Source organism: Pseudomonas sp. L7 (assembly GCF_046605565.1).
Taxonomy (GTDB): Bacteria; Pseudomonadota; Gammaproteobacteria; order Pseudomonadales; family Pseudomonadaceae; genus Aquipseudomonas; species Aquipseudomonas wayambapalatensis.
Window position 1 is genome coordinate 2331617 of sequence record NZ_CP176784.1, and the last position, 15788, is coordinate 2347404.

At 64.2% G+C, this 15788-nt stretch carries 11 protein-coding genes and 1 pseudogene; 5 read left to right on the plus strand and 7 right to left on the minus strand.

Annotation, left to right across the window (positions count from 1 at the left end):
* Positions 1-3 precede the first annotated feature (3 nt).
* The 3 genes from cobN to ACK3BK_RS10570 are packed head-to-tail and all read left to right on the plus strand — an operon-like array spanning position 4 to position 5496.
* Complete coding sequence (gene cobN, locus ACK3BK_RS10560; protein ID WP_411384257.1) at positions 4-3753, plus strand: cobaltochelatase subunit CobN; 3750 nt, start codon at positions 4-6, stop codon at positions 3751-3753.
* Between the two features lies 1 nt (position 3754).
* Positions 3755-4753 (plus strand): ATP-binding protein, encoded by a 999-nt coding sequence (locus ACK3BK_RS10565; protein WP_288376906.1) that lies wholly within the window; start codon positions 3755-3757, stop codon positions 4751-4753.
* Between the two features lie 53 nt (positions 4754-4806).
* Positions 4807-5496, plus strand: coding sequence for a vWA domain-containing protein (locus ACK3BK_RS10570; protein WP_238348371.1), 690 nt, complete (start codon positions 4807-4809; stop codon positions 5494-5496).
* 27 nt (positions 5497-5523) lie between these two features.
* Here the strand turns inward: ACK3BK_RS10570 and ACK3BK_RS10575 are convergent.
* Positions 5524-5867: pseudogene (locus ACK3BK_RS10575) on the minus strand (transposase); the annotation flags it as partial.
* Between the two features lie 367 nt (positions 5868-6234).
* On the opposite strand from ACK3BK_RS10575, the gene ACK3BK_RS10580 reads away from it, so the two are divergent.
* On the plus strand, positions 6235-7233 hold the full coding sequence (locus tag ACK3BK_RS10580) for an alpha/beta hydrolase (RefSeq protein WP_186665372.1): 999 nt from the start codon (positions 6235-6237) through the stop codon (positions 7231-7233).
* 359 nt (positions 7234-7592) lie between these two features.
* Here ACK3BK_RS10580 and ACK3BK_RS10585 read toward each other — a convergent pair whose 3' ends face one another.
* Positions 7593-7862 carry a hypothetical protein gene (locus ACK3BK_RS10585; protein ID WP_054893924.1) on the minus strand — a complete coding sequence of 90 codons (270 nt, stop codon included), beginning with the start codon at positions 7860-7862 and terminating at the stop codon, positions 7593-7595.
* A 333-nt stretch (positions 7863-8195) separates the two neighbouring features.
* Between ACK3BK_RS10585 and ACK3BK_RS10590 the strand changes: the two genes are divergently transcribed.
* Complete coding sequence (locus tag ACK3BK_RS10590) at positions 8196-9521, plus strand: sigma-54 dependent transcriptional regulator (RefSeq protein ID WP_186665370.1); 1326 nt, start codon at positions 8196-8198, stop codon at positions 9519-9521.
* An 86-nt stretch (positions 9522-9607) separates the two neighbouring features.
* Here the strand turns inward: ACK3BK_RS10590 and ACK3BK_RS10595 are convergent, their stop codons facing one another.
* The 5 genes from ACK3BK_RS10595 to ACK3BK_RS10615 all read right to left on the minus strand — a co-directional run bounded on the left by ACK3BK_RS10595 (position 9608) and on the right by ACK3BK_RS10615 (position 15761).
* A complete protein-coding gene (locus ACK3BK_RS10595) occupies positions 9608-11803 on the minus strand; it encodes an LTA synthase family protein (protein ID WP_189665189.1) in 2196 nt (731 codons plus the stop codon).
* A 145-nt stretch (positions 11804-11948) separates the two neighbouring features.
* Positions 11949-13226 (minus strand): autotransporter domain-containing protein, encoded by a 1278-nt coding sequence (locus tag ACK3BK_RS10600; protein WP_186665368.1) that lies wholly within the window; start codon positions 13224-13226, stop codon positions 11949-11951.
* A 46-nt stretch (positions 13227-13272) separates the two neighbouring features.
* A complete protein-coding gene (locus tag ACK3BK_RS10605) occupies positions 13273-14019 on the minus strand; it encodes a hypothetical protein (protein ID WP_186665366.1) in 747 nt (248 codons plus the stop codon).
* Between the two features lie 35 nt (positions 14020-14054).
* A complete protein-coding gene (locus tag ACK3BK_RS10610; protein ID WP_411384258.1) occupies positions 14055-14735 on the minus strand; it encodes a C39 family peptidase in 681 nt (226 codons plus the stop codon).
* A 60-nt stretch (positions 14736-14795) separates the two neighbouring features.
* Positions 14796-15761 carry a heme utilization protein gene (locus tag ACK3BK_RS10615; protein WP_186665364.1) on the minus strand — a complete coding sequence of 322 codons (966 nt, stop codon included), beginning with the start codon at positions 15759-15761 and terminating at the stop codon, positions 14796-14798.
* Between the last annotated feature and the right edge of the window lie 27 nt (positions 15762-15788).

Genomic DNA, 15788 nt, shown 5'->3' on the forward strand with positions numbered 1-15788 from the left:
TCCATGCACCTGCTGCGGACCCAGCCCGGCGGCTTCGTGCCGGACGACAGCATTGCCGACCTCGGCCAGACACCCGCCGAGCTGGTGATTCTCTGCAGCGGTGACTCTCACCTGGCACTGCTCGCCGAAACCGCCGAGCAGTTGCCGGACGATTTCCCCAGCCTGCGCCTGGCCAACCCCATGCAGGTGCAGAACCACGCCTCCGTCGACCTGTACATCGATGAGGTGTTGCGCCATGCCAAGGTGATCCTGGTATCGCTGCACGGCGGTGTCGGCTACTGGCGCTATGGCGTCGAGCAGTTGGTCGAACTCGCCGCGCGTGGCGTGCACTTGATCCTGGTGCCCGGCGATGACCGCCCCGACCCGGAGCTGACACAGTTGGGCACGGTGCCGGCCGAACAGGCCGAGCGGCTCTGGCACTACCTGCGCCAGGGCGGCAAGGCCAATGCGGCCAACCTGTTCAATTGCCTGGCCAGCCAGTGGCTGGGGCGCGACTATGCCTGGGACGAACCCCAGCCGCTGCCGCGCACCACGGTCTACCACCCCGGCAAGCCCAGTGCAGGGCTTGAAGACTGGTTCCCCGAGTGGCACCCGGAGCATCCGGTGGCGCCGATCCTGTTCTACCGCTCGCACCTGCAGGCCGCCAACACCGGGTTCATCGATGTGTTTTGCCAGCGCTTGCAGGCCGCCGGGCTGAACCCGTTGCCGATCGCAGTCGCCAGTCTCAAGGAGGCGGCCTGTCTCGAACAGGTAGAGGCCTGGCTCGACGAGGTCGGCGCCGAAGTGGTCATCAACACCACAGGCTTTGCCTTGTCCAGCCCCGAGCGGCCCAACCTGCGTCCGCTGCGCCGCGACGTGCCGGTGTTGCAGGCGATCTGCGCCCAGGACAACCAGCCCGGCTGGGAAGCCAGCGAGCAGGGCTTGGGTGCGCGCGACCTGGCCATGCACATCGCCTTGCCGGAGCTGGACGGGCGCATCATCACCCGGCCGGTCAGCTTCAAGGACCTGGCCTGGCGCAGCGAGCGCAGCCAGTCCGATGTGGTCTGCTACAAGGCCCACCCCGAACGCATGGATTTCGTCGCCGAGCTGGCACGGCGCTGGGTCGAGCTGGCGCGACTACCCAATGCCCAGAAGCGCGTGGCGCTGGTGCTGGCCAACTATCCGACCCGCGACGGGCGTATCGGCAATGGCGTGGGGCTCGACACGCCTGGCGCCGCGCTGAACATCCTGCATGCCCTGCAGGCCGAGGGTTATCCGGTTGCTGGCTTGCCGCAGACGGGCACGGCGCTGATTCACGAACTGCTCGGCGGCGTGACCAACGACCTGGATCACCTCGACCAGCGCCCCTGTGCCCAGAGCCTGTCTCTGGACGACTACCTCGCGGCCTTCGCCTGCCTGCCCGAGGCCAACCAGCGTGCGGTGCGCGAACGCTGGGGCGCGCCTGAGCAAGACCCGATGTTCCGCAGTGGCCGGATGATGATCGCCGGTCTGCGCTACGGCCTGACCTTTGTCGGTATCCAGCCGGCCCGGGGCTACCAGGTAGACCCGAGCGCGGTGTATCACGACCCGGACCTGGTGCCGCCGCACGGCTACCTGGCGTTCCATTTCTGGTTGCGCAACGGCTTTGCCGCCGATGCGCTGATCCATGTCGGCAAGCACGGCAATCTGGAGTGGCTGCCCGGCAAGGGCGTCGGGCTGTCCGCCGAGTGCTGGCCGGATGCGCTGCTCGGCCCGCTGCCGAACATCTACCCGTTCATCGTCAACGACCCCGGTGAGGGCGCCCAGGCCAAGCGCCGCACCCAGGCGGTGATCATCGACCACCTGATGCCGCCACTGACCCGCGCCGAAACCTACGGGCCGCTGCGGCATCTGGAGCAGCTGGCCGACGAATACTACGAGGCGCAACTGCTCGACCCGCGCCGTGCCCGCGAGCTGCAGCGCGACATTCTCGAACTGGTCAAGGCCAACCATATCGACCGTGACCTGCAGCTCGAAGGGCAACTGGACGATGCCGCTGTCTGGCTGCCACGCCTGGACACCTACTTGTGCGACTTGAAAGAGTCGCAGATTCGCGATGGCTTGCATGTCTTTGGCCAGTCGCCGCAAGGGCGCCTGCGCAGTGATACGCTGCTGGCGCTGCTGCGGGTCGATCGTGGTGACGGCCGTGGCGGCAATGCCAGCCTGCTGCGCGCACTGGCGCGGGCGCTGGCGTTGGGGTTCGATCCGCTGGATTGCGACCTCGGGCAAGCCTGGGAAGGGCCGCGACCTGTGCTGCTGCAGGCACTCGACCAGGCGGCGTGGCGCACCTGCGGCGACACGCGCGAGCGCCTGGAAGCGCTTGCCCTGGCCTTGATCGAAGGCCGTGAAACGGCACCGGACAGCGCGCAGTGGCAGGGCGTGCACGCCGTGCTGCAGGCGTTGAGGGAGGAGGTCGCGCCGCACCTGGATGCCTGCGGGGCCGCCGAGATCGAGGGGCTGCTGGCCGCGCTGGCCGGGCGCTTCGTGCCGGCGGGCCCCAGCGGGGCACCCAGCCGCGGACGCCTGGACGTACTGCCTACCGGGCGCAACTTCTATACCGTGGATGTGCGCAACCTGCCCACCACCACCGCCTGGCGCCTGGGCTTTGCCTCTGCCAGCCTGATCCTCGAGCGTCACCTGCAGGAGCATGGCGATCACCTGCGCCAGCTCGGGCTGTCGGTCTGGGGCACGGCGACCATGCGCACTGGCGGTGACGATATCGCCCAGGCCATGGCGCTGATGGGGGTCAGGCCGGTATGGGCCACCGGCAGCCAGCGGGTCGATGACTTCGAAATCCTGCCCCTGAGCCTGCTCGATCGCCCGCGGGTAGATGTCACCTTGCGCGTGTCGGGTTTCTTCCGCGATGCCTTCGGCAACCTGATTCGCCTGTTCGATGCGGCGGTTCAGGCCGTGGCGGCGCTGGACGAGCCGGACGACCTCAACCCGCTGGCGGCCCGCGTGCGTGCCGAGCGCCAGGCGCTGCTGGCGCAGGGTGTCGATGCCGAGCAGGCCGGGCGCCAGGCTGGCTGGCGGGTATTCGGCGCCAAGCCGGGTGCCTATGGCGCGGGTGTGCAGAACGCCATCGACGGACGCCTCTGGCAGGGGCGCGCCGACTTGGCCGAGGTCTACCTCAACCATGGCGGCTACGCCTACGGTGCCGCCGATGAAGGCACGCCGGCACGGGCCCAGTTCGCCCAGCGCCTGGGGCAGGTCCAGGCGGTGTTGCAGAACCAGGACAACCACGAGCACGACCTGCTCGACTCCAACGACTACTACCAGTTCCAGGGCGGCATGCTCGCGGCTGCCGAAACCCTGGCAGGCGCCACGGTCGCCAGCTACCACGGCGACCACAGCCAGGTCGACCGCCCGCGTATTCGCACCCTCAAGGAAGAGCTGAACCGGGTGATCCGTGCGCGTGCGCTGAACCCGAAATGGATCGACGGGGTCAAGCGTCACGGCTATAAAGGTGCCTTCGAGCTGGCGGCGACGGTCGACAACCTGTTCGCCTTCGATGCCACCACTCACCTGATCGACGATCACCATTACCAGTCGCTGGCCGATGCCTACGTGCTCGACCCGGCGACTCGAGCATTCATGCGCGAGCATAACCCGCACGCCTTGCACGATCTGACCGAGCGCTTGCTGGAAGCCCAGCAGCGCGGTCTGTGGCAGGCGCCGGGCGATTACCGCGAGGCCCTCGAGCAGCAGTTGCTCGACGGCGAGGAAGAGGCCTGAAATGACCGAACCCCTGCAGTTTCCCCTGGCCGCCGTGGTCGGTGCGCAAGACCTCAAGCTGGCCCTGTGCCTGACCGCCATCGACCCGAAGATCGGCGGTGTGCTGATCGAGGGGCCGCGTGGCATGGCCAAGAGCACCTTGGCCCGGGGCCTGGCCGACCTGCTCGGCGCGGGCCCTTTCGTGACCTTGCCGCTGGGCGCGACCGAAGAGCGGCTGGTCGGTACTCTGGATCTGGACGCTGCGCTGGGGCAGGGCAAGGCACGCTTCTCGGCGGGCGTGCTGGCCCAGGCGGATGGCGGGGTGCTCTATGTGGATGAGGTCAACCTGCTGCCCGACCCGCTGGTGGACCTGCTGCTGGATGTGGCGGCCAGCGGCACCAACCGTGTCGAGCGCGACGGCATCTCGCACCGTCACCCCGCGCGTTTCGTGCTGATCGGCACCATGAATCCGGAAGAGGGCGAACTGCGTCCGCAGTTGCTCGACCGTTTCGGCTTGAACATCGCCCTCGAAGGCACGCCTGAGCCGGACGACCGTCAGCAGATCATCCGTCGCCGTCTGGCATTCGACAGCGACCCCGAGGCGTTCTGCGCGCAATGGGCAGTGGCCCAGGCGCAGTTGCGCGAACGCTGCCAGCAAGCGCGTGAGCGCCTGCCCGCCATTGCCCTGGACGACCAGGCGCTGGCCTGGATCACCGAGCGTTGCTTCGCTGCGGGTGTCGATGGCCTGCGTGCCGACCTGGTCTGGCTGCGTGCGGCACGCGCCCATGCCGCCTGGCGCGGTGCTGCGGCCATCGGCGAGGAAGATGTAGAGGCTGTGGCCGAATTTGCTTTGCGCCATCGCCGCCGTAGCGCAGAGCCGCCCGCTGGCTCGAACACGCCACCTCAGGGCGGCCAGCAGTCGCAAGACCCGAGTGGGCAAGGTGACTGGGGGGCAATGGAGGCACAACCGGTGAGCGCAGGTGCCCGGCGTGAGGTGCCGAACTGGGCAAAAAAGCCCTGAGCATCCGCGCACGAAGTGGTTCAGCGGCGGATGCCAGGCCCCGTGCCGGAAAACTGACAGGTGCCAGCCGTGGACGCCCCCGTGCAGCCGCTGGAGGTCGGGTCGCCTGGCTGCCGACCCTGCTCAAGGGGCGGCCGCGCCGTGTCGAGGACCTGTGCTGGCAGCAACGCCGTGGACAGCCGCCGGAACTGTGGTTGGTGATCGTCGATGCGTCGGCGTCAACCCGCCGCCACCAATCCCTTGCGCAAGCGAAGGGGCTGCTCGAGACCTTCTTCGACCAGGCCTACCGCCAGCGTGCGCGCCTGGCGTTGCTGACCGCCAGCGGCAGCACGCCACAGTGGCAGCGTCATGGCCTGAAGGCCTCGGCTGCGCTTCAGCCCTGGCTGCGTGCGCTCGGGGCGGGGGGCGGCACGCCGTTGCTCGCGGCCCTGGAAGAGGCGCGCCAGTGGTTGCTGCGCCGTGGCAAAGCGCACCCCGGGGAGGTCCAACGCTGCCTGGTGCTGACCGACGGGCGCCTGCAACGCTGGAAGCCTGTGCAGCCGATGCCCTGTGCCTGCGTGCTGGTCGATATCGAGACGGCGCCGGTGCGCCTGGGGCGGGCAAGGCAACTCGCTGCGCAACTGCAGGCGGATTACCAGCATATCGATCAGTCAAGGAAACTCCGAACAAGCTGCTCATCAGCCGGAAATGGGTGGTTTAGGGATACCGAAAAGCCTGACTTTCAGCCGCTGATCAATGGATAACCAAGGCAAAGCCTTGGTTATCCGCCCTCACGGGCGCACCTCTCCCGCAGCAGACAATAATTGCCGGCGCACCCTCCACCGATTCGACAGAGCAAACAGCGTGGTCAGTTGCGCCGTGTTCTTGGCCAACCCACGGAAGCGGGTTTTCACATAACCGAACTGGCGCTAGATCACGCGAAAGGGGGCTCGACTTTCGCCCGCGTCTGCGCTTTGACTTTCTCGATCTGACGTTCGGCCTTGCAGAGCAGGCTGCGTCCGCTCAAGTGCTTGTAGGTGCTGCGTCGCGCAGCGATCTGCCAGATCACTTGCCGTCTGTCGTGCTCAGGCCGATTATCTACGCCGGTATAACCCGCATCGGCACAGACAACGTTTCGGAAAAGCTCATCTGACTCATGGGATGGAGGGCTTGTAGAGGGCAGTTGGACGGAGGGCCATTTCAGCACAGGTCAGGCGGCCTGTGCTGACTTGATCGGAGAATCCCTGACGGTGTCCGGCCCGAAACTGGCGCTGTTGAGTCGCGCTGTGCTGCGTGGCTACTTCTTGCCTGATGCTGAGCAAATCCCCGCTACCTGCTTTCTCGGGGGAGGGGGCAATGGGCTATGTTATAGTCGAGCTGTCGGTCACTTTCGACCACAGCACGCCGGATGCCGGAAGTTCGTGGCGGCGTGGCTTGGAGGCGTTGCATTCCATTCCAGCACTGCCGATCCGCGATGAGGTCCCCCTAGAGAAACCGCTTCCATGAACAACAATCCAGCCAACGGCGTCCGGATTCCGGCTCGCGATATTCCCTTTCCTGAAAGCATCAGCACTGAGGCCCAGGCTACGCTGCGCCGCATGGTTAATGCTGATGGCGTACCGCTGAATGCATTGCAATCCCCCCCACATCTGGACGATATCGACGGCTGGATTCGCCTGAAAGCGAGCGTTGATGCGCAGTACGGCTCCGCTATGACGCTACTTGCTGGTCCGTTGCTCGCCAGCGTGGAAACCGAACAGATTGACGGAGCCACGGTGCACATCGCTACGCCGACAAACTTGGTTGCCGACGACGCGGTCTTTGTCGATCTGCATGGAGGAGGCCTAGTCTTTGGCGGAGGCACCGCATGCCGCGTTGGCGCGCAAATGCAGGCCGACCAGTTAGGTCTGCGCTGCTGGGGTATCGACTACCGCACGCCACCGGAGCACCCCTATCCGGCCGCATTGGACGACTGCCTGACGGTGTACCGTCGGCTGCTTCAACAGTATCCTGCGCAAAGTATCGTCATCGGCGGGCGTTCGGCAGGAGGCAATCTGGCAGCCGCAATGGTGCTGCGTGCGCGCGACGAAGGTCTGCCACTGCCCGCAGCGCTGGTACTGCTATCGCCGCAAGCGGATCTGACCGAGTCGGGCGACAGCTTCACGCTGAATCAGCTCATCGACGTGCAACTGCCCGGTTCGCTAATGTCCAACAACCTACTGTATGCCGCTGGAGCTGACCTGGCCGATCCTTTGTTGTCGCCGCTGTTCGGTGATTTCTCCCGGGGTTTCGTGCGAACCTTTATACAGAGCGGCACGCGCGATCTGTTTCTGTCGAACGCCGTACGCCTGCATCGGGCGCTGCACCGCGTCGGCGTTCCCTGCGAGTTGCATATCTTTGAAGGCATGCCCCACGGCGGTTTCATGGGCGCACCAGAGGACTGGGAACTGCGCTCGGAGGTGGGCCGATTTGTCCGCTCCTGTTTGCCTAGCGCAAGTTGAGCCGGAAGGACACCATTGCTCGATCGATTCTGCAGCCGCTTGGTTTCGGTCTTTTCCGCGCAGACGCTCGCGACATTCTGAGTGCTCGTTGATAGGCTGCTGAAGTAGCACGTATTGTTCGTGGTTCAACGGCCGTTCATGAGTCCAACACAGTCCCGGGAGGGGTTCTGCGCCGTTAAGGACTCTCCGATCAAGTCAGCACAGGTCAGGCGGCCTGTACTGACTTGATCGGGGAATCCTTGAACGTCGTTAGATAAAGTGGGCGCGCGACAATAACTCGCACAAACTGAAAGTTGCCGAAGCAGCAGGGGGAAAGTTGCACAAGTGCGCGACAAGACGCGCACCTGTGCGTCGGCAAGTTATGCCTTGGGCATGGACCAGGGTTGCAGGTCATAGCCTTTTTCGAACAGCTCGGCGCGGACTTCCTCGATCAGGCTCGCCCATTGTGCTGGGTCCGAATAGATGCGCGAGGATACCTGTTTGCTGCCGATGCGGGTGCTGGTCCGGTCGATCACTGCCAGGCTCAGCTCACCAGTACCGTTGGGTGCATCCCAGGCAACGCACTGGAAGGGTTCGAAGGCGTGGTCGGCAATCAGCAGTGCTTCGTTGACACGGAGCGGGGCATTCATGGTTCGGTCTCTCTTGTGGTCCCAAACAGCAAATGTGTGTCCGCGCCGGGTAAAGAAATGAACGATTGCAGCGCGGGGTTATTGGTACTGATGCTCCGGGTCGTGGGTGAAGTCACATGGCAGTCGAAATTTTTTTTATAACGGAAAAAGTGATCCGTTGTATGTGCCGCCTGTGACGTCGGTTATGGGTAAAAATTCCGAAGTCGCTTTGCGTGACGGCATTTGGCAGACAAACGGTAGTGGGCACCGTCAGGTTCGTTGCTACTGTTAATTCGGGCGCCGCAACTTACTGTTTCTAATTAAAAAACTGAAAATTGGCGCCAAGGATAGGTCATGCTTGAACCTGCATCCCAACGCCGTCTGCTGATTGTCGATCCCTGCGATGATTGCCACCGTCTACTGCCGGGCCTGCGGGGCGCCGGTTGGGATGTGCGCAGTTGTACCCTGGGCGCTGCGCTCGAGCATCCTTGTGACGTCGGCCTGTTGCGATTGCAGGCCTCGCACCTGCGTCACCAGGATGCCGTCAAGGACTTGATCAAGCGCAGCAATACCGAATGGATCGCCGTGCTCAGCGCCGAAGAGTTGCGCATGCAGAACGTCGGCGATTTCGTCTGTGAGTGGTTCTTCGACTTCCATACCCTGCCATTCGACGTTTCCCGGGTGCAGGTCACCCTCGGGCGTGCGTTCGGCATGGCGCGCTTGCGTGGCAAGGGGGCGGTGCGGGTCGATGAGCCCGAGCACGAACTGCTGGGCGAGAGCCGTCCCATCCGCGAGTTGCGCAAGCTGCTCGGTAAGCTGGCGCCTACAGAGTCGCCCGTGCTGATCCGTGGCGAGAGCGGCACCGGCAAGGAGTTGGTGGCGCGCACGCTGCATCGTCAGTCGCAGCGCCATGACAAGCCGTTCATCGCCATCAATTGCGGGGCCATTCCCGAGCATCTGATCCAGTCCGAGCTGTTCGGCCACGAGAAAGGCGCCTTTACCGGGGCGCATCAACGCAAGGTCGGGCGTATCGAGGCGGCGCACGGCGGTACGCTGTTCCTCGACGAGATTGGCGACCTGCCTCTGGAGTTGCAGGCCAATCTGTTGCGTTTTCTGCAGGAGAAGCACATCGAGCGCGTTGGCGGCAGTCAGCCGATTCCGGTGGATGCGCGGGTGCTGGCCGCGACGCACGTGGATCTGGAGCAGGCGATCGAGCGTGGCAGGTTCCGTGAAGACCTGTATTACCGGCTCAATGTCCTGCAGGTGGTGACCGCGCCTCTGCGTGACCGGCACGGTGACCTGTCGATGCTGGCCAACCATTTCTCGCATTTCTACAGCCTGGAAACGGGGCGACGGCCACGCTCGTTCAGCGACAATGCCCTGGCGGCCATGGGGCGGCACGACTGGCCGGGCAACGTACGTGAACTGGCCAACCGCGTACGTCGCGGCTTGGTGCTGGCCGAGGGGCGACAGATCGAGACGCAGGATCTGGGGTTACAGGTGCTGGAGGAGGCCGAGGCGCCGCTGGGGACGCTGGAAGACTACAAGCACCGCGCAGAACGCCAGGCGTTGTGCGATGTGCTCAACCGCCACAGTGACAACATGAGCATCGCGGCGAAGGTGCTGGGGGTTTCCCGACCCACCTTCTACCGCTTGCTGCACAAGCATCAGATCCGCTGAATCCCTTAGGAGCGGCGGTTCGGCGCTCCGACTTGCCCGCGAAAAAGACACCGCGGTCTCTGGCACGGATCACGCGTGCTTTTGATTCAACTCGACTGGGCGATGTGGCCGTCGTCCTGGATTTCCTCGATCACATCCTCTTCACCCGGCAGGGCGGTGATCACGCTGAAATCGCTGACCTCCACCTCACCCCCACCATAACCGAGCAGGTGGAAGGAGAAGGCCTTGCGCTCGATGGGGTTGTCGAAGCCGAACTCCAGCTCCATCGGCTGGTCGGCCGTGACCAGTATCTCCTCGGGCAATCCCAGCGGTACATCCTGCTCCTGCTGTTTGGCTTTGAGCTGGATGTGCGCCCGGTGGGCCGGGTCGAGCGAGCGTACCTTGACCCGCACCCGGGTGTGCGAGCCTTCGGGCATCTCCAGGTACTGGGCGCCGATCAGGTTGTCGGCCCAGTCGTCACGAATGCGCTTGTGCAGAGGAATGGCCGATGGCCCACCGAACTGGTAGCGCAGGTTCAGCGGGGTTTGCAGCAACGACTGGTCGAGCACGCCAGCGAGCGCGGTGATCTGGCGCCCCAGTGGCGCTTCGCCGCGGCCGAGGAAGTGCGCCTGGTCGGCGATGAATCCCTCGCTGGCATAGCGTCGGCAGCGCTGCTGGAAATCGCATTCGCTGAAGGTGCCTCGGCCATCGTGGTAACGCAGCATGCCGTTGGTGAAGGAGATCATTTCCCGGCCGCTGTCGTAGTCGCGATACAGCGAGCGGCCGGCCAGGGCGGCGGGGATCGGCAGGGCGAAATAGTCGAGCAGCGAAGTGGCCAGGTCGACATGGCCGTAGGTGCCGTGCTTGATCTTCGGCAACTGTGCCTGTTCGGGCGCAAGGGTGAGGTTGAAGCCCCAGGAAGAGGCCAGGCGCACACCGTCGATGCCGTGGGACTCGTCCGAAGTGATGACCACCAGTGTGTCCTTGAGTACGCCCTGGCGCTCCAGGGTATCGAGGAACTCGCCCAGGGCGTCGTCCAGGTAGGCGACCGCCGCCTGTTTGGCGCTGTCGTAGCGTTGCAGGTAAGCGTCCGGTGCGGAGTAGGGCTGGTGGGTGCCGACGGTGAGCAGGGTCAGCATCCACGGCTGGCGCTGTTTGCGCAGCTCACCGACATAGCCCAGCGCGCCTTCGAAGAAGGCCTTGTCGTCCTTGCCCCAGGGGAACTCGAGGTAGTTGTCGTTGCGGAACCACTCCAGGCCGTGCACCGAGTCGAAGCCGATGTGCGGCATGATCCGGTCCTTGGCCATGAAGCGCAGGCCGGCGCCTTGCAGGTAGTGGGTGCTGAAGCCGGCCTGGCGCAGTTGTGCGGGCAGGCAGGCCTGGTTGCGCAGGTCCTGGGTGAGCAGCTCGACCCCCTTGGGCGTGCCGTTGGCGAGCTTGTCGTAGTCACCGCAGAGCATGGCGTACAGGCCGCGAATGGTCTGGTGGGTGTGCAGGACGTAATCGGGGGTGTTCATGCCGCGTTCGGCCCAGCGGCTGAGGTTGGGCATCAGGTCGTCATCGAAACGACTGTGCAGGGCTTGCCGGTTGGCGCGCAGATAGGCGCCGGGAATCCCCTCCAGGGTGATGACCAGCAGGTTGCGTGCACTGCCCGGGGCTTCGAGCAGCTTGCGTCCGTCGAGGTCGGTCTGGGTCAGGCCGGTGCTGGGCAGCGGTGCTACCGTCAGGTCATGGCCCAGCCAGGCCTGCGCCTTGAGTTGCAGGTCGCTGGTGCCCGCCGAGAGCAGTTGATGGGATAGGTTGTACTGGCGCCATTGATCGGCATCGGAGGGTATCAGGTGCTCGCTGCCCCAGTGCGCGGCAAGCAGCACCGCTGGTGCGGCCCAGGCCGAGCGTGGCAGCGCCGGGGCGGGTTGGCCGCGCTGGAGCCAGCGGGCCAGCAGCCAGGCCGACAGGCCGACACCGAGGGTCCAGGGCAGCCAGGGGTGGGCAAGGGCGCCGCCGGTGGAGTTTTCCATGAACTGTGGGTCGAACAGGTAGCCCAGGTCGCTGCTGTTCGGCAGACGCCCGACCGCACTGACCAGCTCGGCCGAAGCCACCAGCAGCCCGCCCCATGCCAGCAGCACCGGCAGTGCCAGCCACCAGGGGCTGCGCTGCAACAGCAGTACCAGCAGGATGCCGATCGCCAGGTCCGACAGGTACCCCAGTGGATCGGACCAGCCCAGCAGTGCGCGGGCGGCCAGGGGGATCACCACGACCAGCACTGCCAGGGTGGCGAGCCGAGCACGGGGATGGCCAAGCATGTTCTTCACGAAACGTCCTTCCTTGCCATGAAACAGTCACAAAAATGTGCTGCATCATAACAGGCCCCTCACAGGAAGGCCGGAAGCGACAAGGTTGGTTACCAATTGAAGCGCAGGGGCGCAAGGCGCCCCTGGAGTGGACAGATCAGAAGTAGTACGGGAATTTCAGGCTGAAGGTGAAGTCCGGTGCATCGTCGGTCAGGCCGATCGACAGGTTCGGCACGATGGTCAGGTTGTCGGTGGCCGCGAGGGTCATGCCGACGTTGAAGTAGGCGGCGTTTGCATCGCTGCTCTTGACGTCGGCCCAGCTGTCGCCGGTTTCCGCAGACTTGATCCGCGAGCGCCGGGCGATCAGGTCCGAAACCGAGAACGACATCGACATCTTCTCGTTGAGGGCGAAGGCCACCCCCGCACCGATCTGGAAGCTGTCGCCGATCTTCACCTTGCCCGGTACTTTCTGGTTGATCGTCGAGCTGACGTCGCTGAACGAATCCTCGAAGGTGTGGGTGTAAGACAGGCTGCCGAACAGCACTGCCGGGTCGAAGGTCTTGACCAGCGAGATACCGGGCGTGATCGACCAGACACCGTTGCCGGTAGGCAGGTCTTCGGGGTAGCTCAGGCTGTCGTTCTCGGTGTCGCGCAGCAGCTTGATGCCGAACGGGTCCTTGCCGGTCGGTGCCTTGACCCGCACGCTGAACACCGCATCCGGGGTGTTCTCCGACTCGTCGAGGAACTTGTAGGCCACGCCGAAGTTGACGTCGCCAAGGGTCGGGTCGCGGGTGATGGTGCGCTCGGAAATGCCCTGGGCGTTGCCGCCGACGCCCCCGGACTGGTAGGTCGACTCGCGGTAGATGATCGGCACGTTGACGTCGAACTGCCAACGGTTGTCGAGGTTGTAGCGGGCAGTAAGGTCGAGCGTCCAGTTGTCGGCCTTGATCCGGTCCAGATTGATGTTGCCCAGGAAGATCGAGTCCAGTGCCAGGAAGCCGTTGAGGATGAGCTGGCGGGTGTCGTAGCGGGCATAGGTGATGCCGGTCTCGACACTGAACTTGCCGCCACCGAAGAAGCCGCTGGCCTCATCGTAGAGGTTGGACACGCTCTGCGCCGGTTCCGAATCATCCTTGAGTGACTCGCCATAGGATGAGCCGCCGCCGGCGGCGGCCACGGCCTGATTGTTGCGCGGCTCGGAAGCCGGCGAGCGGGTCAGGCGTTTGGGGGGTGGGGCTGCAGGCTGTTCCTCGACCTGGCGAACGCGTTGTTCGAGCACCATCAGCGCCTGCTGCTGCGCTTCGTAGCGCTGCTTGAGCGCAGCCAGTTCGGCTTTCAGCGCGTCTACCTGGGGATCGCTGGCTGCGTAGAGCAGTGATGATGGTACCAAGGTCCCCAGGCAGACAACTGCCCCCAATGACAACGATCGATGCATAAGTTAGCCGTCCCTTCCAACTGCGATGATTGAGACGAAGCGTAGATCAATATCCTGAAACACGTAGGCCCTTGAGTTGATCAAGATTGCAGTTCAGCGCGCCTGCAGAAGGCAAATTGTCGCGCAGCACCACATTGAGCTGTGTCAGGTTGCTGACCGCGTTGCTGCCGCCCAGCAAAGTGGTGGCTTGTAGCAGGCCACCTTCGGCCAGGCGCTGCATGCTTTGCCCTTGATTGTTGTTGGCCTGGATGGCCATCTGGATCCCGTTGCCACTGTTCGAGACGCTGAGCGTACCGGCGTTGTTGCTGGTGCTGAGTGTGCTGCCTGCGGCCAGGACCTGGCCTTGCGGCACACCGGCATCACCGATCTGGCCCGCCTCGCGAACATTGATGGCGACATCGTTATAGGCGCTGTTGTTGTCGCCGGCCGCGCGTACCGACTGGGTCACGCCCTGGGTGGTGTTGACCAGGCCTGCACCGCCGTTGACCAGGCCATTGCCGCGGCCAGGGGCGTTGCCCGAGCCGTTCTCGCCGGTCATCGACACGTAGAACTGCGGTTTGATCACGTTCTGCTGCACCTGCAGGGTGGTTGTGGCGCCGATGCGATCACCGGCGGCGTTCTGCCAGGTGCTGCTCATGACGATGCCGAAACTGATGATTCGCCCCGGCATCACATACTTCCCACGCAGTTGGGCAAGCTCCTGGTCCTTGACCTCGATGGGCTTGAACACCTGCGCGTGGGCGGGGAGGCTGGCAGCCAGGCATGCTGCGACCAGCCAGGTGGTAGTCTTCATCGCTGCTCCCCGGGACTTCGTGCCCCTTGTAATCGTCAGAAGAAATCGCTCTGGATGAAACCGAACTCCATCAGTTGCGCGTCTTCCACCGGGTAGAAACCGTTGACGCGGTTCTTCGCGGTCAGAGGTGCCGGCGGATCGAGCAGGGCGTTGGCCTTGTCGTAGCCGGGGCCGATGACGGCGAAGATGATGCCGTTCCAGCCTTTGAGGAAATCGTCGAATTTGTAGCGTTTGTGGCCCAGGACAGGATCGCCGATGTAGACCCAGCCCTTGTCGATGCGCTGGAGCACCACGAAGTGCTTGTAGCCACGGATGTCCATCAGCACGATCACCGGAATGCTCACCTTTTCCAGGGTGTCGGGTTCGACCCGATAGCCCCTGGCGCGCATGCCGATGCTTTCGACGTAGCGCTTCATGTCGAGCATGGAGAAGCCCTGGACCTTGACGGTGTCCTGGTCGGATTGGGCGAGCATGCCTTCGATGACCTGGTGTTCGTCCACGTCGAGCCAGTAGGCCTGCTTTAGGACGGTCGCCAGGGCGGCGGCGCCGCAGCTGAAATCGGTCTTCTGTTGCACCAGGTCGGCGAAGCGCCGCTCACGCAGGCTCTGCACTGGCTTGTAGACGAGAGTACCGCCTGGCAAGGCGGCGATCGGCATCTGTGCCGCTTCTACGAGACCGGCAAGGAACATGAGTGTGGCAAGCAGGACAATGCGCATGACCTTCTCCACCGGGTAGAGACAGGGAAAGGGGCCCCGAAGGGCCCCGATCGGCTGCTGTTACATGCAGGCTTTGCAACCTGCGGCGATGGACAGCGAGTTGGTCTGCTGGTTGCCGCTGCCGGCCGAGACGTTGGCGCCGACGTTGCCCGACACGCCATTGAGCGAGTTGCTCAGGTTGGCGTTGTTGGTCACAGGGTTGCGCCAGCCGGTGGGAGTCAGGACCTGATAGGAGGCAACACCGGCCAGGCCGAAGGTGCCTTCTTCGTGGAACTTCAGCGGGTCCTTGTCGACATGGGTGTTGCCATAGCGATCGCGGCTGCTTTCGTCTTCGACGTAGCCGTAGCCATTGCCTTGGTAGTGGCCGTAGGCAGCGAAGGTGGAGGTGAGGGTTTCCTTGCTGTAGGTACGGTCGGCCTTGTTGGTGACGTTCAGGCCGCCGACGTTCTGGTTGGCTGCACCGGTGGCGGCAGCGACACGGCCGCCGGACACGGCGATGGCCATGTTGTTTTTCTGTTGGTTGAAGTCCCCGGCGGTCACGTTGATACCGATGTTGCCGGAGCTGCCGTTGGCCGAACCGGTGAGGTTGGCGTTGTTGGAGGTGGAGTAGTTCTTGACGGTGTTGCCGGCGTTGGTCTGGGTGGCCTGGGCCATGGCCACGGCACTGCCGAAGATGAAGTTCTCATCGGCGGTGGCGATTGCCGCAACGTTGTCCTGCTGGTTGCCGCTGCCTGCGGCAACGTTGGCACCCAGGTTGCCTTGGGAGCCGTTGGCCGAGTTGTCCATTCGGGCATCGTTACGGGTGCCTTGGTTCAGCACACGGTTGCCGGAGTTGTTCTGGGTGTCCAGAACGGTGGCGGCAGAGCCGGCGTTCACCAGCAGGGACAGCAGCAGGCTTTCGTTGTTGTTGTGGCCATTGTTGTGGCCGCCGTGGTTGTCGTTTCCACGGCCGCCGGCTTGTGCAGCAACTGCCATGACCGCAGCGAGGGCGAATACCAGAGGCTTGAGTGCCATTTTCGGTTTCATGGTGTTTCTCCGCTTATATTTTCGTTG